The organism is Pseudomonas sp. Marseille-Q7302 (assembly GCF_965111925.1).
On the sequence record NZ_CBCOPK010000001.1, the window covers coordinates 1,450,914 to 1,468,199 of the forward strand.

The window sequence follows — 17,286 nt, forward strand, 5'->3', positions numbered from 1 at the left end:
ATGGGGTCCAGCTAAGAATGGGCGCCATCATAACGAGTTGCCGCACGGTTGTCCGGCCTGGCCGGCGCCGTCCGTAAGGAGAACGTCATGAATCGCAACGCCGCCGTGGGTCCCGCCGCGCTACCCGAATTGCGCGAACAGGTCGAAGCCATCCTGGCCGAGGCCCGTCGCCAGGGCGCCAGTGCCGGTGAAGTGGCCGTCTCGATCGACCAGGGGCTGTCCACCTCGGTCCGCAAGGGTGAGGTGGAAACGGTCGAATTCAATCGCGACCAAGGCTTTGGCATCACCCTTTATGCCGGTCAGCGCAAGGGCTCGGCCAGTACCTCGGCCACCGGCCCCGAGGCGATCCGCGAGACGGTGGCCGCGGCCCTGGCCATCGCCAAGCACACCTCCGAGGATCCCTGTGCCGGCCTCGCCGACGCCGAGCTGATGGCGCGTGGCGAGCTGCCCGATCTCGATCTCTATCATCCCTGGGACATCACCCCCGAACAGGCCATCGAGCAGGCCCTGGCCTGTGAAGCCGCTGCCTATGCCGCCGACAGCCGCATCGGCAATGCCGACGGTACCACGCTCAATACCCACCAGAGCTGCCGTGTCTACGGCAACAGCCACGGTTTCGTCGGCGGCTACGCCAGCACCCGCCACAGCCTGAGCTGCGTGATGATCGCCGGCAGCGGCGAGGCCATGCAGCGCGACTACTACTACGACGTCAACCGCCTCGGCAGCGAACTGATGAGCGCCGAGGAAATCGGTCGGCGCGCCACTGAACGCGCCGTGAGCCGTCTGGGCGCCAGGCCGGTGCCCACCGCCAAGGTTCCAGTGCTCTTCTCCCCGGAAATGGCCGCCGGCCTGTTCGGCACCTTCCTCGCTGCCATTTCCGGCGGCAACCTCTATCGCAAGTCGTCCTTTCTTGAGGGCGCCCTCGGGCAGCAGGTGTTTCCCGACTGGCTGACCCTGGATGAACGGCCGCACCTTCCCCGCGCCCTGGGCAGTGCCGCCTTCGATGGTGAAGGCCTGGCCACCTACGCCAAGCCCTTCGTGGAGAGCGGCCAGCTGGTGTCCTATGTGCTCGGCAGCTATTCCGCGCGTAAGCTGGGTATGCAGAGCACCGCCAACGCCGGTGGCGTGCACAACCTGCATGTCAGTCATGGCACGGCCGACCAGGCCGAGTTGATCCGGCAGATGGGCACGGGCTTTTTGGTCACGGAAATGATGGGGCAGGGTACCAACCTGGTCACCGGCGACTACTCCCGGGGCGCCGGTGGTTTCTGGATCGAGAATGGCGAGATCCAGTTTCCAGTCCAGGAGGTCACCATCGCCGGTCGCCTCGGCGACATGTTCCGCCAGATCCTGGCCGTGGGCAGCGACGTGGAACGCCGCGGCAGCCTGCGCACCGGCTCGGTGCTGATCGACGGCATGACCCTGGCGGGTAGCTAGAAGAGATGCCGGAAGCGTCGCGGTAAGGAAAATCCCGTCGAACGGGAGACAGCCCACCCCGTTAGTCGTTAGTATCCTAGCAATGCACTAGGACATAGCCGTGCGGTCGAATTCCGTGACCGGACGGCTTAGATTCAGACGGTGCGCCGTGGCGCACCAGCCGTACTCCCCACTGCCCCAGGGCAGTGGGTCCATACCAAAACCACCATGGAGACATTCCGCATGCCGCATACTCTGCCTCAGCTGCCCTACGCCTACGACGCGCTGGAACCGCACGTCGATGCCCAGACCATGGAAATCCACCACACCAAGCACCACCAGACCTACATCAACAACCTGAACGCTGCGCTGGAAGGCACCGAGTTCGCCAACCTGTCGGCCGAAGAAGTGGTTCGTCAGCTGGACAAGCTGCCCCAGGACAAGCGCGGTGCCGTGCAGAACAACGGCGGCGGCCATGCCAACCACAGCCTGTTCTGGACCGTGATGGCCCCTAACGCCGGCGGCAAGCCCGAAGGCGCTCTGGCTGAAGCCATCGAGTCCCAGTTGGGCGGCTTCGATGCCTTCAAGGAGGCCTTCACCAAGGCTGCCCTGACCCGCTTCGGCAGCGGCTGGGCCTGGCTGAGCGTCACCCCCGAGAAGAAGCTGGTGGTCGAGAGCACCGGCAACCAGGACAGCCCGCTGATGACTGGCAATACCCCGATCCTCGGCCTGGACGTCTGGGAGCACGCCTACTACCTGCGCTACCAGAACCGTCGTCCCGAATACATCGGTGCCTTCTTCAACGTCATCAACTGGCCAGAAGTGTCCCGTCGCTACGAAGCGGCGCTGAACGCCTGAGTTGACGCCCAATAAAAAAGCCGCCCTCGGGCGGCTTTTTTATTGGGCGAAGCTGGAGCAGGGCCGATCACTCACCCTCGTCGAAGTAGTTGTTGATCAGTTCGATCAGGGCGCGCATGGCCTCGTCGCTCTGTTCACCCTCGGTTTCCAGTTGCAGCACCGTGCCCTTGCCAGCGGCCAGCATCATGACCGCCATGATGCTCTTGCCATCGACTGGCGGCTCGCCACTGCGGCCAACGCGGACGCTAGCAGGATAACGGCCGGCCACGCCGACGAACTTGGCGGCCGCGCGGGCGTGCAGGCCAAGCTTGTTGATGATGGTGATCTGTTGGGCAGGCATTGAGTCTGTCCTTGTCGAAACAAAACGGGCGTCAGAGATCGCGATGGCGGATCTGGACGTTCTTGAGCAGGTCTTTGAGTTCGCGACCCAGGCGATCGGCCAGGTAGACCGAACGGTGATGACCGCCGGTACAGCCAATGGCCACGGTCACATAGGACCTGTTGTTGGCCGCGAAGCGCGGCAGCCACTTCACCAGGTAATCGCGGATGTCATTGTACAGGGTCTCTACCTCGGGCTGTTGCTCGAGATAATCGCGCACCTGGGCATCGAGACCGGAAAAGTCGCGCAGGTCCGGTTTCCAGTAGGGATTGGGCAGGAAGCGTACATCGAAGACCATGTCCGCATCCACCGGCAGGCCCCGCTTGAAGCCGAAGGATTCCACCAGGTAGGCGGTGCCGGGCTCGGGCGCGTTCAGCAGACGCAACTTGAGGATGTCACGCAGCTGATAGAGATTCAGGTGAGTGGTGTCGATCTTAAGATCGGACAGATCGGCGATGGGCGACAGCAGCACCTGCTCATCGTGGATGGCCTCGGCCAGCGATCTTTCCTGATTGGACAGCGGATGCCGGCGGCGCGTCTCGGAAAAGCGCTTGAGCAAGGTCTGGTCATCGGCGTCCAGATAGAGGATGTCGCAGCGGATGTTGCGGCTGCGCACCTGTTCGAGCAATTCGGGAAAGCGCTGCAGCTGGCTGGGCAGATTGCGTGCATCGATGGACAGGGCGACCTTGGGCTGAGGCCGTTCCATGTCGGTGAGGGCGTGCTGGGCCAGTTCGGGCAGGAGGCTGGCCGGCAGGTTGTCGATGCAGTAGAAGCCATTGTCCTCAAGCACGTTGAGCGCCGTACTCTTGCCCGACCCGGAACGTCCGCTCACGATGATGAGGTGCATGTCAGTGTCCGCTCTGGGCCTCGACGACGATCTGATAGAGCGCCTGGCTGTCCTTGGCCTTGCGTAGCCGTTCGCGGATGTCCGCGCGGTCCAGGATGCCGGCGATCTGGCGCAGCAGGGTCAGGTGCTGTTCGGTGGCGGCTTCGGGTACCAACAGCACGAACACCAGGTCTACCGGTGCGCCATCCAGGGAGTCGAAGTCCACGGGTTGCTGCAGGTGGAAGAGGACGCACAGCGGCTGTTGCAGGCCCGCCAGGCGACAGTGGGGAATGGCGATGCCATTGCCGAAGCCAGTGGAGCCCAGGCGCTCGCGCGCCATCAGGCATTCATGGATGTGCGCCGCGTCATGGCCAGGCAATTCCTGCGCGGCCAGTTCGGCGATACGTTCCAGTACGGCGGCTTTGCTGCCACCCGGCGCACCCGTCTGGGTGCGGCCGGGGGTCAGAATATTTTCGAGTCTGATCATAAAGCGGCGATCGAAACCTCAGCGGACGCCGACGCCCTGCTGGCGTTCGATCGATTTTTCCTTGTGTTTAATCAGTTGGCGGTCGAGCTTGTCGGCCAGGAGATCAATGGCGGCATACATGTCGTCATGCTCGGCGTTGGCGACCACCGCGGCGCCAGCGACGTGCAGGGTGGCTTCGGCTTTCTGCTTGAGCTTGTCCACTTCCAGAATGACCTGGACGTTGGTAATACGGTCGAAGTGCCGTTCGAGGCGGGCGAGTTTCTCGCCGATGTAGTCACGCAGGGCTTCTGTCACTTCAAGCTGATGGCCACTGATGTTGACTTGCATACCGCTTCTCCTTATTGCCGGGCTGCGATCGGCGAAGCTGCTCGCCGACATGACACGGGTCGATCGAGGCACGGTCACATCAGGACGCGTCAGAGGAGACGCTTGCGTTCGCTGGACGGAGCGATACCCAGGGATTCCCGATACTTAGCCACCGTGCGACGAGCGACTTGTATACCTTGCGATTCCAGTAAACCAGCGATCTTGCTGTCACTCAACGGCTTTTTCGCGTTTTCCGCCGCCACCAATTTTTTGATGATCGCGCGGATCGCGGTGGAGGAGCATTCGCCCCCTTCGGCGGTGCTGACGTGACTGGAGAAGAAATACTTGAGTTCGTAGATGCCACGCGGGGTGTGCATGAACTTCTGGGTGGTCACCCGGGAGATGGTCGACTCGTGCATGCCCACCGCCTCGGCGATGTCGTGCAGGACCAACGGCTTCATGGCCTCTTCGCCGTATTCGAGAAAACCCCGCTGGTGCTCGACGATCTGGGTCGCCACCTTCATCAGGGTCTCGTTGCGGCTCTGCAGGCTCTTGATGAACCAGCGCGCTTCCTGCAGCTGATTGCGCATGTAGGTATTGTCGGCGCTGCTGTCGGCGCGTTTGACGAAGCCCGCATACTGGGGATTCACCCGCAGGCGCGGCATGGATTCCTGATTGAGCTCCACCAGCCAGCGCTCGTTGTGCTTGCGCACGATGACGTCCGGTACCACGTATTCGGCTTCGCCGGACTCGATCTGGGAGCCAGGCCGCGGATGCAGCGTCTGGATCAGCTCGATGATCGGCTTGAGTTCGTCTTCCTTGATCTTCATGCGCCGCATCAGCTGCGCGTAGTCGCGGTTGCCGAGCAGATCCAGGTAGTCACCGACCAGGCGCTTGGCCTCGCCGAGCAAGGGGAGGGTGGCCGGCAGTTGCGCCAGCTGGATCAGCAGGCATTCGCGCAGATTACGAGCGGCGACGCCGGCGGGCTCGAATTGCTGGACCCGTCGGAGCACCACCTCGACTTCGTCGAGATCGACTTCCAGGTCCGGGTCGAGCGAGGCATGGATGTCTTCGAGGCTTTCCTGCAGGTAACCGTCGGTATCGATGCCATCGATGATGGCCAGCGCGATCAGCCGATCGAGGTCCGACATGGGTGCCAGGTTGAGCTGCCAGAGCAGATGCGTCTGCAGGCTCTCGCCCGCCGAGGTGCGAGTGGTGAAGTCCCACTCGTCGTCGTCACTGCTGGGCAGGCTGCTGGCGCTGGTCTGGTAGATGTCTTCCCAGGCCGTGTCGACCGGCAGCTCGCTGTCGCTGGGGATGCGCTCGCTCCACTCGGATTCGTCGGCCAGCTCGTTGGTGGCGACCGAGGTTTCCTTGAAGGTGGTTTCCATGTTGCCGGAGTTCGCGTGCTCGTCGCTTTCGCCCGAGGCTTCGCTCTGGTCGAAGTCTTCCCCGTCTTCCTGGCGTTCCAGCATCGGATTGGATTCCAGGGCTTCCTGGATTTCCTGCTGCAAATCGAGCGTCGAGAGCTGGAGCAGACGTATGGCTTGTTGCAGCTGCGGCGTCATCGTCAGCTGCTGGCCCATCTTGAGGACTAGCGATGGTTTCATGGCTGCGGAAATACACCTTGTCTACCGACGCGAACAGCGCCACCGAACCTCGCGAACCCTGCGAGCGTTAGCAAATTATATGCCTTGTTTCCCCGGGTTTGCCTAGAGGCGGAATTCGTGGCCCAGATAGACTTCCTTCACCAGGTCGTTGGCGAGGACTTCTTCGGCGGTGCCTTCGGCGATGAGTTGGCCGTCATTGACGATATAGGCCGTTTCGCAGATGGTCAGGGTTTCCCGCACGTTGTGATCGGTGATGAGCACACCGATGCCCTTGGCCTTGAGGTGGCGGATGATCTGCTTGATATCGCCCACCGAGATGGGGTCCACGCCCGCGAAGGGTTCGTCGAGCAGGATGAACTTGGGCGCGGTGGCGAGGGCGCGGGCGATCTCGACACGGCGTCTTTCACCGCCAGACAGGCTCATGCCCCGGTTGTCGCGGATGTGGGTGATGTGGAATTCCTGCAGCAGGCTTTCCAGCTCGCGCAGTCGTCCGGCCTTGTCCAGGTCCTTGCGGGTTTCCAGGATGCCAAGGATGTTGTCGGCCACGGTCAGCTTGCGAAAGATCGAGGCTTCCTGGGGCAGATAGCCGATCCCGGCACGGGCGCGGCCATGCATGGGCAGCGCGGTGACATCCTGGTCGTCGATCAGCACGCGACCCTGATCCGCCTTGACCAGGCCGACGATCATGTAGAAGCAGGTGGTCTTGCCGGCGCCGTTCGGGCCTAGCAGGCCAACGATCTGGCCGCTGTCGATGCTGACGCTGACATCACGAACGACCTGACGACCCTTGTAGCTCTTGGCCAGATGCTGGGCTTTGAGCGTGACCGTCATTGTTTCTGCCCCGACTGCTGCTGATCCTTGGGCTGGATGACCATGTCGATCCGCGGCCGCGGCGTGGTGACCTTGCTGCCGTTGGCCCGTCCTGCATTGACGATCTGGCGCTGGGTGTCGTAGACGATCTTCTCGCCTTCGAAGGTGTTGCCCTGTTGGACCACCTTGGCCTGGTCGATCAGGATGATGCGGTTTTCCTGGGCGAAGTATTGGATGGTCAGGCCATAGGCCTTGACGATGTCCTTGTCCGCCGAGGGTTTCTGCTCGTAGTAGGCCGGTTTGCCCACTGCGGTGGCGACCTTGATATTGCCCTGGTTGTCCTGGGTCAAGGTCACGGTATTGCCGGTGATCTTCATGCTGCCCTGGGTGATGACCACGTCTCCGCGATACACGGCCACGCCCTGCTTGTCATCGAGCTCGGCGCTGTCGGCCTGCACGCGGATCGGCTGGGTACGATCGGTCGGCAGGGCCCAAGCCGCGGCACTGCCCAAGGTGGCGCCGAGGGTGAACAGGAAGGGGAGGGTTTTAACGAACCTCATGCTGGCCTCTTACGTTGGACAGCAGGAGCATTCTGCCGTCTTCTAGATACGCTTTCATGCCATTGGCCGTGGTCACCCCATTGGCGGCCTCGATTCTAACGGCTTGCTCGGTTTGCGCATATTGTTTGTCAGGAAAGACGGTCATGCGGGTGGTGGTCAATACCACCGGGCGGCCTTTCGCGTCGGTACGTTCCACACGCACGTCATCGATCAGCTCCGCCTGACTGCCACCGGGAGCCACCTCGGCGCGGGCACTGCGAATGTGCCAGGGAAAGTCGGTGCCACGAAAGGCCAGCATGTCGGGCCGGGTCACCAGGGTGACGTCGGTGGCCTTGACGTGTTCGCTGCGCTCGGCCTTGAGTTCGTACTGGATCTTGCCGTCCAGGCGATACTGAATCGTCCGGGTATTGAGGGCATAACCGTCGATGGCACTGTCTTGCGGGGTCGATGACGCTGGAGCATCGACGAAGCGCTGCGGCAGGATGTTCCAGTAGCCGATCGCGATGAGCGCGGCGGCGATCAGGACCAACAGCACGGGTCGGCGCAAGCTGCGAAACATGAGGGTACCTGTGGTGGGCCGCACGGGGGCGGCGGGTTGAACACGAGTTGTGGGCGTATTTAGTCGGTCAGTATAACCCGGCCTACAGCACCCCGGCGCGTAGCAGGTCACCCATGTTGAGCGCACCGACCGGGCGCCGCTCGTCATCGATCACCACCAGCGCATTGATCTTGTGCTCTTCCATGATCTTCAGCGCCTCCGCCGCGAGCATCTGGGCCCTGGCGGTTCGACCGCCGCGGGTCATCACGGTTGCGATGGGCGTGGTCCGGACATCGATACCGCGATCCAGGGCGCGCCGCAGATCGCCATCGGTGAAGATGCCGGCGAGGCGGCCATCGGCGCCCAGTACGCTGGTCATGCCCAGCCCCTTGCGCGACATCTCCAGCAGGGCGTCGGATACCAAGGTGTCCTCGCTGACCTGCGGCAGATCGACGCCGGCATGCATGACGTCTTCCACCTTCAGCAACAGGCGGCGACCCAGGGCTCCGCCTGGATGGGAAAAGGCGAAGTCCTCGGCGGTGAAGCCGCGGGCTTCTAGCAGGGCGATGGCCAGGGCGTCGCCCAGGACCAGGGCGACGGTGGTGGAGGAGGTGGGTGCCAGGTTGAGCGGGCAGGCCTCGGTGGCGACGCTGGTGTCCAGGTTGACGTCCGCCGCCTTCGCCAGGGGCGAGGTGGGATTGCCGGCGAAGCTGATCAGGGGAACGCCCAGGCGCTTGATCAGTGGCAGCAGCGTCAGGATCTCGCTGGAGGTGCCCGATTGGGAGATGGCGATGATGACGTCGTCGCGGGTGATCATGCCCATGTCACCATGGCTGGCTTCGGCTGGATGCACGAAGAACGCCGGGCTGCCGGTACTGGCCAGGGTGGCGGCGATCTTGTTGCCGACATGGCCGGACTTGCCCATGCCCAGCACCACGATGCGACCACGGCAGGCGAGCAGCAGACGGCAGGCCTGGGCAAAGCTCGCGTCGACGCGGTCACCCAGGGCGGCCACTGCCGCTCGCTCTACATCTATGGTGCGCTTGGCGGACGCGATGAAATCTATTGAGTCGGACATGGGTCAGAAGGCAGGTGACGGGACAATCGGAAATTATATGCGCAAAGCCGCGACACTCAGCAACGTCGCCCGCAGGTCAGAGGTCTCAGCGGCAACGAATGGTATAGTGCCGCCCTTTTGCCGGGGCCATCGAGCGCGAAAGCCGCGTGCCCTGACGCGGCGGAGCGGCGTCTCCCTGCACAGAGTTGAACCTTAGGAGTCTTGATGACCGTCGATAGCCCGTACGCCGTGGAGCTAAAGGGCGTTTCCTTCAAGCGCGGCACGCGTCTCATCTATGACCGTGTCGATATCCGTATCCCGCGGGGCAAGGTCACCGGGATCATGGGGCCGTCCGGCAGTGGCAAGACCACCCTGTTGCGCCTCATCGCTGCTCAGCTGCGGCCGAGCAGTGGCGAGATCTGGGTGAATGGCGCCAATCTGCCGCAGCTGTCCCGTGGCGAGCTGTTCGAGATGCGCCGACAGATGGGGGTGCTGTTCCAGAGCGGGGCGCTGTTCACCGATCTCGATGTCTTCGAGAACGTGGCCTTCCCGCTGCGGGTGCACACCAAGCTGCCCGAGGAGATGATCCGCGACATCGTCCTGCTCAAGCTACAGGCAGTAGGCCTGCGCGGCGCAGTCGAGCTGATGCCGGACGAACTCTCCGGCGGCATGAAGCGCCGGGTCGCCCTGGCGCGGGCCATCGCCCTGGATCCACAAATCCTCATGTACGACGAGCCCTTCGTTGGCCAGGACCCCATTGCCATGGGCGTGCTGGTGCGGCTGATCCGGCTGCTCAACCAGGCCCTTGGGCTTACCAGCATCGTGGTCTCCCACGACCTGGCCGAGACGGCCAGTATCGCCGACTACCTCTATGTGGTCGGCGATACCAAGGTGCTGGGGCAGGGCACGCCAAAGGAACTGCGCGAATCGCCCGATCCGCGGGTTCGCCAGTTCATGCAGGGCATCCCTGATGGCCCCGTACCCTTCCACTACGCCGCGCCTGATCTGCGCGATGCCTTGCTGGGGAAACACTGATGCGTAAGGTCTCCGCCGTGGAGCGGATTCGTCGGCTGGGCAAGGCCGGGCTGGACGTCGTGGCGGCCATTGGCCGCTCCGTCATCGTCCTGCTGCTGGCGGTGTTCGGTCGGGGTGGCGTGGGCAGCGGCCTGCAGCTGCTGGGCAAGCAACTCTATTCGGTGGGCGTGATGTCACTGCCCATCATCGTGGTCTCGGGTTTCTTCATCGGCATGGTGATTGCCCTGCAGGGCTACAACATCCTGGTCAAGTACGGCTCCGAGCAGGCCGTGGGACAGATGGTGGCCCTGACTCTGCTGCGCGAGCTGGGGCCAGTGGTGACCGCCCTGCTGTTCGCCGGGCGGGCCGGCTCCGCGCTGACCGCCGAGATCGGCAACATGAAATCCACCGAGCAGTTGTCCAGCCTGGAAATGATCGGCGTGGACCCGCTCAAGTACATCGTCGCGCCGCGCTTCTGGGCCGGCTTCATTTCCATGCCCCTGCTGGCCGCCATGTTCAACGTGGTGGGTATCTGGGGCGCGGCGATGGTCGCCATCGATTGGCTCGGCGTCTACGACGGTTCCTTCTGGGCCACCATGCAGAACAGCGTGATGCTCAGCGACGTGCTCAATGGCGTGATCAAGAGCCTGGTGTTCGCCTTCGTGGTGACCTGGGTTGCCGTTTTCCAGGGGTATGACTGCGAGCCGACCTCCGAAGGCATCGGTCGCGCCACTACCCGTACCGTCGTCTATGCGTCGCTTGCCGTGCTCGGCCTCGACTTCATTCTTACCGCCCTGATGTTTGGAGATCTCTGATGCAAACCCGCACCCAGGAAATCGGTGTCGGACTCTTCCTGCTGGCCGGCGTGCTCGCACTGCTGCTGCTGGCGCTGCGGGTAAGCGGTCTGACGATGAGCGACCATCACGATACCTACAAGGTCTATGCCTACTTCGACAACATCGCCGGTCTCACCGTGAGATCGCGAGTGACCATGTCCGGCGTGACCATTGGCAAGGTCACCGCCATCGATCTCGACCGCAACAGCTATCGCGGCCGGGTCACCATGCAGATCGACAAGCAGGTGGACAACCTGCCGACTGACTCCATCGCCTCCATCCTGACCGCTGGCCTGCTTGGTGAGAAATACATCGGCATCAGCGTCGGGGGCGACGAGCAGGTGCTCAAGGAAGGCTCGACTATTCGAGATACACAATCCTCGCTGGTTCTCGAAGATCTGATCGGTAAATTCCTGCTCAACTCGGTCAATAAAGACTCTTCCGCCAACAAATGATGAGAGGCTTCTTCATGCTCAAGCTAATTCGTCACGGAGTGATCGCGATCCTAGCCCTGCTACCGCTGGTGTCCCAGGCGGCGCCCTCGGCCCATGACGTGATCCAGCAGACCACCAGTACCCTGCTCAGTGATCTCGAGGCCAATCGCGACAAGTATCGCAGCAACCCGGACGCCTTCTACGAGTCGCTCAACAGCATTCTCGGGCCGGTAGTGGATGCCGAGGGCATCTCGCGCAGCATCATGACCGTGCGCTATAGCCGCAGCGCTTCGCCCGAGCAGATGGCGCGCTTCCAGGAAAACTTCAAGCGCAGCCTGATGCAGTTCTATGGCAATGCACTGCTGGAGTACAACAACCAGGGTATCCGCGTCCTGCCCGAAGGCCCGTCCGACGGCCCCGACCGCACCAGCGTGGGCATGGAGGTCAAGGGCAATAATGGCGCCGTGTATCCCGTGCAGTACAGCATGGTCAAGCAAGGCGAGGAATGGAAAGTCCGCAACGTCATCATCAACGGCCTGAACCTGGGCAAGCTGTTCCGTGACCAATTCGCCCAGGCGATGCAGGAAAACGGCAACGATCTGGACAAGACCATCAACAACTGGGCGGGCACCGTGGCCAAGGCCAAGGACTCTCCCGAGGCCCAGAAGGCCAAGGTCGGGTCGTGAGTCGCGCAACCATCACCCGCGAGGGCGCCCGGCTGCAACTCTCGGGCGTACTCGATCACGCCAGTGTGCCGATCCTGCGCGAGCAGGGTCGAACCCTGATCGCTCAGGGCAGTGGTCCACTGGTGCTGGACTGCGCAGGTGTCGAACACTCCAACAGCGCCGGTCTGGCGCTGTTGCTGGCCTGGCTGCGCGATGCCCAGGCGGCGAGTCGCCCGCTGACCATCGCCGGCCTGCCGTCCGAGTTGCGGCAGATCGCCGACGTTTCGAATGCCCTGGAGTTGCTACCTCTGGCCGAGCCGGCTCACAGCTAGGTTGTGTCCAGAAAACGCCTGGGCACCGCCAGTTGGCATTGGAACTCAGCGTGGAATGCTCCTTTACCTCTGGTAAACGCCGCTTCCTCGCTGGCTTTTGCCTTTCCTGACCTTGGCTTGGCGACCTTGCAAACGAGCCCTGGCAGTCATCGCAGTCGCCGTGCAGCCGGTTTTTTTGTATGATCGCCGGCTGTACTAGATTGCCGAGGTGCCGCCATGCAGGCCCAAGAAGTCAAAAGCCTCCTGGAGGCAAAACTGACCGATACCCAGGTCGAAGTGGAAGGCGAGGGCTGCAATTTCCAGCTCTACCTGATCAGCGACGAGCTCCAGGCACTCAGCCCGGTCAAGCGTCAGCAGCAGGTCTACTCCTATCTCCAGCCGCAGATCGCCGATGGCAGCATCCATGCTGTCACCATGAAATTCTTCACCCGTGCTGCCTGGGCCGAACGCGCCTGATTCGCAGCGCCGAGAACTCGCTATGGACAAACTGATCATTACCGGCGGCAACTGCCTGAACGGTGAAATTCGCATTTCCGGGGCCAAGAACTCCGCCCTGCCGATTCTGGCCGCGACCCTGCTCGCCGATACCCCGGTGACCGTCGCCAACCTGCCGCACCTGCACGACATCACCACCATGATCGAGCTGTTCGGCCGCATGGGCGTTCAGCCGGTGATCGGTGAAAAGCTCAATGTCGAGGTGGATGCCTCCAGCATTAAGACCCTGGTCGCGCCCTATGAGCTGGTCAAGACCATGCGCGCTTCCATTCTGGTGCTGGGCCCGATGGTCGCCCGCTTCGGCGAGGCGGAAGTCGCCCTGCCCGGCGGTTGCGCCATCGGCTCGCGTCCGGTCGACCTGCACCTGCGCGGTCTGGAAGCCATGGGCGCCAAGATCACCGTCGAAGGCGGCTACATCAAGGCCAAGGCTCCGGCTGGCGGCCTGCGCGGCGCTCACTACTATTTCGATACCGTCAGCGTGACCGGTACCGAGAACGTGCTGATGGCCGCCACCCTGGCCAAGGGCCGCAGCGTCATCCAGAACGCCGCCCGTGAGCCCGAAGTGGTGGATCTGGCCAACTGCCTGATCGCCATGGGTGCCAACATCCAGGGCGCTGGTACCGACACCATCACCGTGGAAGGCGTCGAGCGCCTGGGCGGCGCCACCTATTCGGTCCTGCCCGACCGCATCGAGACCGGCAGCTACCTGGTCGCCGCCGCTGCCACCCGTGGCCGCGTCAAGCTCAAGGACACCGATCCGACCATCCTCGAGGCCGTGCTGGCCAAGCTGGAAGAGGCGGGTGCCCACATCTCCACCGGCAGCAACTGGATCGAGCTGGACATGAAGGGCAATCGCCCCCGCGCGGTAAACATCCGCACGGCGCCTTACCCGGCGTTCCCCACCGACATGCAGGCCCAGTTCATCTCCATGAACGCCGTCGCCGAAGGCACTGGCACCGTGGTGGAAACCATCTTCGAGAACCGCTTCATGCACGTTCACGAGATGGTGCGCATGGGCGCCAACATCGCCATCGAAGGCAATGCCGCCATCGTCACAGGCGTGCCCAGCCTCAAGGCCGCCCCGGTCATGGCGACCGATCTGCGCGCCTCGGCGAGTCTGGTCATCGCCGCCCTGGTGGCCGAAGGCGACACCCTGATCGATCGCATCTACCACATAGATCGCGGCTACGAATGCATCGAGGAGAAATTCCAGCTGCTCGGCGCCAAGATCCGTCGCACGCCCAAGTAAGGACCTCCGATGCTGACCATCGCCCTGTCCAAGGGCCGTATCCTCGACGACACCCTGCCGCTGCTGGCGGCGGCGGGGATCGCCCCGACCGAGAATCCGGACAAGAGCCGCAAGCTCATCATCCCGACCACCCAGGACGATGTGCGCCTGCTCATCGTTCGCGCCACCGACGTGCCCACCTATGTGGAGCATGGCGCCGCGGACCTGGGCGTGGCCGGCAAGGACGTGCTGATGGAATACGGTGGCGATGGTCTCTATGAGCCGCTCGACCTGCGCATCGCCCGTTGCAAGCTGATGACCGCAGGCGCCGTAGGCGCTCCGGCGCCGCGCGGCCGGCTGCGGGTGGCGACCAAGTTCGTCAATGTCGCCAAGCGCTACTATGCCGAGCAGGGCCGCCAGGTCGACATCATCAAGCTGTACGGCTCCATGGAGCTGGCACCGCTGGTGGGTCTGGCCGACAAGATCATCGACGTGGTCGACACGGGCAATACGCTCAAGGCCAATGGCCTCGAGCCACAGGAGCTGATCGCCCACATCAGCTCGCGCTTGATCGTCAACAAGGCCTCGATGAAGATGCAGCACGGCCGCATCCAGGCCCTCATCGAGACCCTGCGCCATGCCGTCGAGACGCGTGGCGCCTGAGAACCTGTTCAAAGCCTGCGCGCGTCGGCCAAACTACGTTGAAAATGGCTTCGGAATGCTCATTTACCACTCGTAAACTCGTTCGCGAGCCCGGTCCGCTTCCTCAGCCATTTTCGCGGGGCCGCCTTGGCCTTGTTTGTCTCTAGCTCGCGAGACTTTGAACAGGCTCTGGGTCCGAGCCGGCAGGTTGATGCCGGCTCGGACTGCTTCCATCCCTCCAGCTTCGCCTATCCGTGCCATAGCCAAATTGTCGGGCGCCCACACGGAGCCGGCTGTTACTCTCGGGCGCCCCTTTCGCTATCCTGAAGAGGACCCGCCATGACCGCTCCGCTCGCCATCCGCCGACTCGTCGCCGCCGCTCCGGATTTCGCCGAGCATCTGGATCATCTGCTGAGCTGGGAAGGGGTGTCCGACGCCGATATCAACCAGCGGGTCCTGGCGATCATCGCCGATGTCCGCCATCAGGGTGACCAGGCGCTACTCGAGTACACCCGCCGCTTCGATGGCATCGAGACGACCTCCATGAGCGATCTCATCCTGCCGCGAGCACGCCTCGAGGAAGCCCTGACCCGGATCACCCCGGAGCAGCGCACGGCGCTGGAAGCCGCTGCTGAACGGGTGCGCAGCTATCACGAGAAGCAGCGCCAGGATTCCTGGCAGTACCAGGAGGCCGACGGCACGGTGCTCGGCCAGCAGGTCACGCCGCTGGATAGGGCTGGTCTCTATGTGCCGGGTGGCAAGGCCTCCTATCCCTCTTCGGTGCTGATGAACGCCATCCCGGCCAAGGTCGCCGGCGTGCCCGAAGTGGTCATGGTGGTGCCCACGCCCCGTGGCGAGGTCAACGAACTGGTGCTGGCGGCTGCGGCCCTGGCCGGCGTCGATCGCGTCTTCACCATAGGTGGTGCCCAGGCGGTGGCCGCTCTGGCCTATGGCACCGAAAGCGTACCGCCGGTGGACAAGATCGTCGGTCCCGGTAACATCTATGTCGCCACCGCCAAACGCCACGTGTTCGGCAAGGTCGGCATCGACATGATCGCCGGCCCGTCCGAGATCCTGGTGGTTTGTGACGGCCAGACCGATCCCGACTGGATCGCCATGGATCTGTTTTCCCAGGCCGAGCACGACGAGGACGCCCAGGCCATCCTGGTGAGTCCGGACGCCGCCTTCCTCGACGCCGTGGCGGCCAGCATCGCCCGGCTGCTGCCCGAGATGGAGCGCGCTGACATCATCCGCGCCTCCCTGGAGGGGCGTGGTGCGCTGATCCAGGTCGCCGACATGGCCCAGGCCATCGAGGTGGCCAACCGCATCGCGCCGGAACACCTGGAGCTGTCGGTCGTCGAGCCCGAGCAATGGCTGCCCAAGATCCGCCACGCTGGCGCCATCTTCATGGGTCGCTATACCGCCGAAGCCCTGGGCGACTACTGCGCCGGCCCCAACCACGTGCTGCCGACCTCGGGCACCGCGCGCTTCTCCTCGCCCCTGGGCGTGTACGACTTCCAGAAGCGCTCCTCGATCATCCACTGCTCGGCCGCCGGTGCCTCGGCGCTGGGCCGGGTCGCGTCGGTCCTGGCCCGTGGCGAGTCTCTGACCGCCCACGCCCGCAGCGCCGAATACCGTATTCAGGAGGAGCAGGCATGAGCGAGCTCTGGAGTCCCTTCGTCAAGAATCTGGTGCCCTATGTGCCAGGCGAGCAGCCCAAGCTGACCAACCTAGTCAAGCTCAACACCAACGAGAATCCCTATGGGCCTTCGCCGCGGGCGCTGGACGCCATCCGCGCCGCGGCCACCGACGACCTGCGTCTCTATCCCGACCCCAACGGTCAGGCGCTCAAGGATGCCGTCGCTCAGTATTACGGCATCCAGAGCGATCAGGTCTTTGTCGGCAATGGCTCGGACGAAGTCCTGGCGCACATCTTCCTGGGCCTGTTCGGTCACGGGCGGCCGGTCCTGTTCCCGGACATCAGCTACAGCTTTTATCCGGTGTACTGCGGCCTCTACGACATCGCCTTCGAGACCCCGGCGCTGGATGAGGATTTCCAGATCGTCGTCGAAGACTATTTCCGGCCTAATGGCGGCATCATCTTCCCCAATCCCAATGCGCCCACTGGCAGCGCCCTGGCGCTGGAAGCGATCGAGCGTATCGTCGTTGGCAACCCGACGTCCGTGGTGGTGGTGGATGAAGCCTACGTCGATTTCGGTGCAGAGTCGGCGGTCGCCCTGATCGGGCGCCATCCCAATCTGGTGGTGACCCAGACGCTGTCCAAGTCCCGCTCCCTGGCCGGCCTGCGAGTGGGTCTGGCCATGGGCCAGGCGCCGCTGATGGAAGCCCTGGAACGAATCAAGAACAGCTTCAACTCCTATCCGCTGGACCGCCTGGCGTTGGCCGGGGCGGTGGCCGCCTTCGAGGATCGCGCCTATTTCGACGAGACCTGCCGGCAGGTGGTCGAAAGCCGTGAAAGCCTGGTGGCCCAGTTGCTGGAGCGGGGCTTCGAAGTATTGCCCTCGGCGGCCAACTTCATCTTCGCCCGTCATGTGCAGAAGGGTGGGGCGGCGCTGGCGGCGGGGTTGCGTGAGCACGGCGTCATCGTGCGCCACTTCAGCCGACCCGAACGCATCGCCGACTTCCTGCGCATCACCATCGGCACGCCGGCACAGAATCAGGCGCTGATCACGGCTCTCGACGCTCTCTGAGAGCTTGTCAAAGACCGCGGCGTGTCGGTCAGACGGCATTGAAAATGCCTTGTTTGGCTTTAGCTCAGAGCCTTGAGCAGGC

General features: G+C 63.4%; 21 protein-coding genes. 12 read left to right on the top strand and 9 right to left on the bottom strand.

Going from position 1 to position 17,286, the window contains the following annotated elements; translation table 11 throughout:
* Nucleotides 1–87 precede the first annotated feature (87 nt).
* Both pmbA and ACWPW1_RS06670 read left to right on the top strand, forming a co-directional pair.
* Nucleotides 88–1,437 (top strand): metalloprotease PmbA, encoded by a 1,350-nt coding sequence (gene pmbA, locus ACWPW1_RS06665; protein WP_434776033.1) that lies wholly within the window; start codon nt 88–90, stop codon nt 1,435–1,437.
* A 222-nt stretch (nt 1,438–1,659) separates the two neighbouring features.
* Nucleotides 1,660–2,274, top strand: coding sequence for a superoxide dismutase (locus ACWPW1_RS06670; protein WP_059314021.1), 615 nt, complete (start codon nt 1,660–1,662; stop codon nt 2,272–2,274).
* 67 nt (nt 2,275–2,341) lie between these two features.
* Here ACWPW1_RS06670 and ACWPW1_RS06675 read toward each other — a convergent pair whose 3' ends face one another.
* From ACWPW1_RS06675 to ACWPW1_RS06715, 9 genes are all read right to left on the bottom strand, one after another.
* Complete coding sequence (locus ACWPW1_RS06675; RefSeq protein WP_059314022.1) at nt 2,342–2,614, bottom strand: HPr family phosphocarrier protein; 273 nt, start codon at nt 2,612–2,614, stop codon at nt 2,342–2,344.
* A gap of 31 nt (nt 2,615–2,645) precedes the next feature.
* Nucleotides 2,646–3,500, bottom strand: a complete 855-nt coding sequence (rapZ, locus tag ACWPW1_RS06680; protein WP_059314023.1) for an RNase adapter RapZ — start codon at nt 3,498–3,500, stop codon at nt 2,646–2,648.
* Nucleotide 3,501: 1 nt separating this feature from the next.
* Nucleotides 3,502–3,966, bottom strand: a complete 465-nt coding sequence (gene ptsN, locus ACWPW1_RS06685) for a PTS IIA-like nitrogen regulatory protein PtsN (RefSeq protein WP_007159520.1) — start codon at nt 3,964–3,966, stop codon at nt 3,502–3,504.
* Nucleotides 3,967–3,984: 18 nt separating this feature from the next.
* Complete coding sequence (gene hpf, locus ACWPW1_RS06690; RefSeq protein WP_007159519.1) at nt 3,985–4,293, bottom strand: ribosome hibernation-promoting factor, HPF/YfiA family; 309 nt, start codon at nt 4,291–4,293, stop codon at nt 3,985–3,987.
* 89 nt (nt 4,294–4,382) lie between these two features.
* Nucleotides 4,383–5,882: an RNA polymerase factor sigma-54 gene (locus ACWPW1_RS06695; RefSeq protein ID WP_434776034.1), complete on the bottom strand. Its 1,500-nt coding sequence runs from the start codon at nt 5,880–5,882 to the stop codon at nt 4,383–4,385.
* A gap of 102 nt (nt 5,883–5,984) precedes the next feature.
* Nucleotides 5,985–6,713, bottom strand: coding sequence for an LPS export ABC transporter ATP-binding protein (gene lptB / locus ACWPW1_RS06700; protein WP_017640054.1), 729 nt, complete (start codon nt 6,711–6,713; stop codon nt 5,985–5,987).
* A complete protein-coding gene (gene lptA / locus ACWPW1_RS06705) occupies nt 6,710–7,252 on the bottom strand; it encodes a lipopolysaccharide transport periplasmic protein LptA (protein ID WP_059314025.1) in 543 nt (180 codons plus the stop codon). The genes lptB and lptA overlap by 4 nt, the downstream gene beginning before the upstream one ends.
* Nucleotides 7,239–7,811, bottom strand: coding sequence for an LPS export ABC transporter periplasmic protein LptC (gene lptC / locus ACWPW1_RS06710; RefSeq protein ID WP_059314026.1), 573 nt, complete (start codon nt 7,809–7,811; stop codon nt 7,239–7,241). The genes lptA and lptC overlap by 14 nt, the downstream gene beginning before the upstream one ends.
* An 82-nt stretch (nt 7,812–7,893) precedes the next feature.
* Entirely contained in the window at nt 7,894–8,868 is a 975-nt protein-coding gene (locus ACWPW1_RS06715; RefSeq protein WP_323148214.1) for a KpsF/GutQ family sugar-phosphate isomerase, read from the bottom strand.
* Between the two features lie 204 nt (nt 8,869–9,072).
* Here ACWPW1_RS06715 and ACWPW1_RS06720 point away from each other — a divergent pair, with 204 nt between their 5' ends.
* From ACWPW1_RS06720 to hisC, 10 genes are all read left to right on the top strand, one after another.
* On the top strand, nt 9,073–9,882 hold the full coding sequence (locus ACWPW1_RS06720; protein WP_017640057.1) for an ATP-binding cassette domain-containing protein: 810 nt from the start codon (nt 9,073–9,075) through the stop codon (nt 9,880–9,882).
* The gene (mlaE, locus tag ACWPW1_RS06725) at nt 9,882–10,676 is read left to right on the top strand and encodes a lipid asymmetry maintenance ABC transporter permease subunit MlaE (protein WP_059314028.1); all 795 of its coding nucleotides are present in this window, start codon (nt 9,882–9,884) and stop codon (nt 10,674–10,676) included. Before ACWPW1_RS06720 ends, mlaE begins: the two co-directional genes overlap by 1 nt.
* Nucleotides 10,676–11,152: an outer membrane lipid asymmetry maintenance protein MlaD gene (mlaD, locus tag ACWPW1_RS06730; RefSeq protein ID WP_007159511.1), complete on the top strand. Its 477-nt coding sequence runs from the start codon at nt 10,676–10,678 to the stop codon at nt 11,150–11,152. The genes mlaE and mlaD overlap by 1 nt, the downstream gene beginning before the upstream one ends.
* Nucleotides 11,153–11,166: 14 nt before the next feature.
* Entirely contained in the window at nt 11,167–11,817 is a 651-nt protein-coding gene (locus ACWPW1_RS06735) for an MlaC/ttg2D family ABC transporter substrate-binding protein (RefSeq protein ID WP_059316835.1), read from the top strand.
* Nucleotides 11,814–12,128 (top strand): STAS domain-containing protein, encoded by a 315-nt coding sequence (locus ACWPW1_RS06740; RefSeq protein WP_323148215.1) that lies wholly within the window; start codon nt 11,814–11,816, stop codon nt 12,126–12,128. Before ACWPW1_RS06735 ends, ACWPW1_RS06740 begins: the two co-directional genes overlap by 4 nt.
* Before the next feature lie 216 nt (nt 12,129–12,344).
* Nucleotides 12,345–12,584 (top strand): BolA family protein, encoded by a 240-nt coding sequence (locus ACWPW1_RS06745; protein WP_454252614.1) that lies wholly within the window; start codon nt 12,345–12,347, stop codon nt 12,582–12,584.
* Between the two features lie 22 nt (nt 12,585–12,606).
* The gene (gene murA / locus ACWPW1_RS06750) at nt 12,607–13,872 is read left to right on the top strand and encodes a UDP-N-acetylglucosamine 1-carboxyvinyltransferase (protein ID WP_059314031.1); all 1,266 of its coding nucleotides are present in this window, start codon (nt 12,607–12,609) and stop codon (nt 13,870–13,872) included.
* Between the two features lie 9 nt (nt 13,873–13,881).
* Nucleotides 13,882–14,514, top strand: coding sequence for an ATP phosphoribosyltransferase (gene hisG / locus ACWPW1_RS06755; protein WP_093250315.1), 633 nt, complete (start codon nt 13,882–13,884; stop codon nt 14,512–14,514).
* A 318-nt stretch (nt 14,515–14,832) separates the two neighbouring features.
* Nucleotides 14,833–16,152, top strand: coding sequence for a histidinol dehydrogenase (gene hisD, locus ACWPW1_RS06760; protein WP_454252615.1), 1,320 nt, complete (start codon nt 14,833–14,835; stop codon nt 16,150–16,152).
* A complete protein-coding gene (hisC, locus tag ACWPW1_RS06765; protein WP_271654201.1) occupies nt 16,149–17,204 on the top strand; it encodes a histidinol-phosphate transaminase in 1,056 nt (351 codons plus the stop codon). The genes hisD and hisC overlap by 4 nt, the downstream gene beginning before the upstream one ends.
* Nucleotides 17,205–17,286: the final 82 nt, after the last annotated feature.

Bases quoted from the DNA above. Each gene is read 5' to 3' on its own strand.
- pmbA (WP_434776033.1), top strand. From the start codon at position 88: ATGAATCGCAACGCCGCCGTGGGTCCCGCCGCGCTACCCGAATTGCGC.
- ACWPW1_RS06670 (WP_059314021.1), top strand. From the start codon at position 1,660: ATGCCGCATACTCTGCCTCAGCTGCCCTACGCCTACGACGCGCTGGAA.
- ACWPW1_RS06675 (WP_059314022.1), bottom strand. From the start codon at position 2,614: ATGCCTGCCCAACAGATCACCATCATCAACAAGCTTGGCCTGCACGCC.
- rapZ (WP_059314023.1), bottom strand. From the start codon at position 3,500: ATGCACCTCATCATCGTGAGCGGACGTTCCGGGTCGGGCAAGAGTACG.
- ptsN (WP_007159520.1), bottom strand. From the start codon at position 3,966: ATGATCAGACTCGAAAATATTCTGACCCCCGGCCGCACCCAGACGGGT.
- hpf (WP_007159519.1), bottom strand. From the start codon at position 4,293: ATGCAAGTCAACATCAGTGGCCATCAGCTTGAAGTGACAGAAGCCCTG.
- ACWPW1_RS06695 (WP_434776034.1), bottom strand. From the start codon at position 5,882: ATGAAACCATCGCTAGTCCTCAAGATGGGCCAGCAGCTGACGATGACG.
- lptB (WP_017640054.1), bottom strand. From the start codon at position 6,713: ATGACGGTCACGCTCAAAGCCCAGCATCTGGCCAAGAGCTACAAGGGT.
- lptA (WP_059314025.1), bottom strand. From the start codon at position 7,252: ATGAGGTTCGTTAAAACCCTCCCCTTCCTGTTCACCCTCGGCGCCACC.
- lptC (WP_059314026.1), bottom strand. From the start codon at position 7,811: ATGTTTCGCAGCTTGCGCCGACCCGTGCTGTTGGTCCTGATCGCCGCC.
- ACWPW1_RS06715 (WP_323148214.1), bottom strand. From the start codon at position 8,868: ATGTCCGACTCAATAGATTTCATCGCGTCCGCCAAGCGCACCATAGAT.
- ACWPW1_RS06720 (WP_017640057.1), top strand. From the start codon at position 9,073: ATGACCGTCGATAGCCCGTACGCCGTGGAGCTAAAGGGCGTTTCCTTC.
- mlaE (WP_059314028.1), top strand. From the start codon at position 9,882: ATGCGTAAGGTCTCCGCCGTGGAGCGGATTCGTCGGCTGGGCAAGGCC.
- mlaD (WP_007159511.1), top strand. From the start codon at position 10,676: ATGCAAACCCGCACCCAGGAAATCGGTGTCGGACTCTTCCTGCTGGCC.
- ACWPW1_RS06735 (WP_059316835.1), top strand. From the start codon at position 11,167: ATGCTCAAGCTAATTCGTCACGGAGTGATCGCGATCCTAGCCCTGCTA.
- ACWPW1_RS06745 (WP_454252614.1), top strand. From the start codon at position 12,345: ATGCAGGCCCAAGAAGTCAAAAGCCTCCTGGAGGCAAAACTGACCGAT.
- murA (WP_059314031.1), top strand. From the start codon at position 12,607: ATGGACAAACTGATCATTACCGGCGGCAACTGCCTGAACGGTGAAATT.
- hisG (WP_093250315.1), top strand. From the start codon at position 13,882: ATGCTGACCATCGCCCTGTCCAAGGGCCGTATCCTCGACGACACCCTG.
- hisD (WP_454252615.1), top strand. From the start codon at position 14,833: ATGACCGCTCCGCTCGCCATCCGCCGACTCGTCGCCGCCGCTCCGGAT.
- hisC (WP_271654201.1), top strand. From the start codon at position 16,149: ATGAGCGAGCTCTGGAGTCCCTTCGTCAAGAATCTGGTGCCCTATGTG.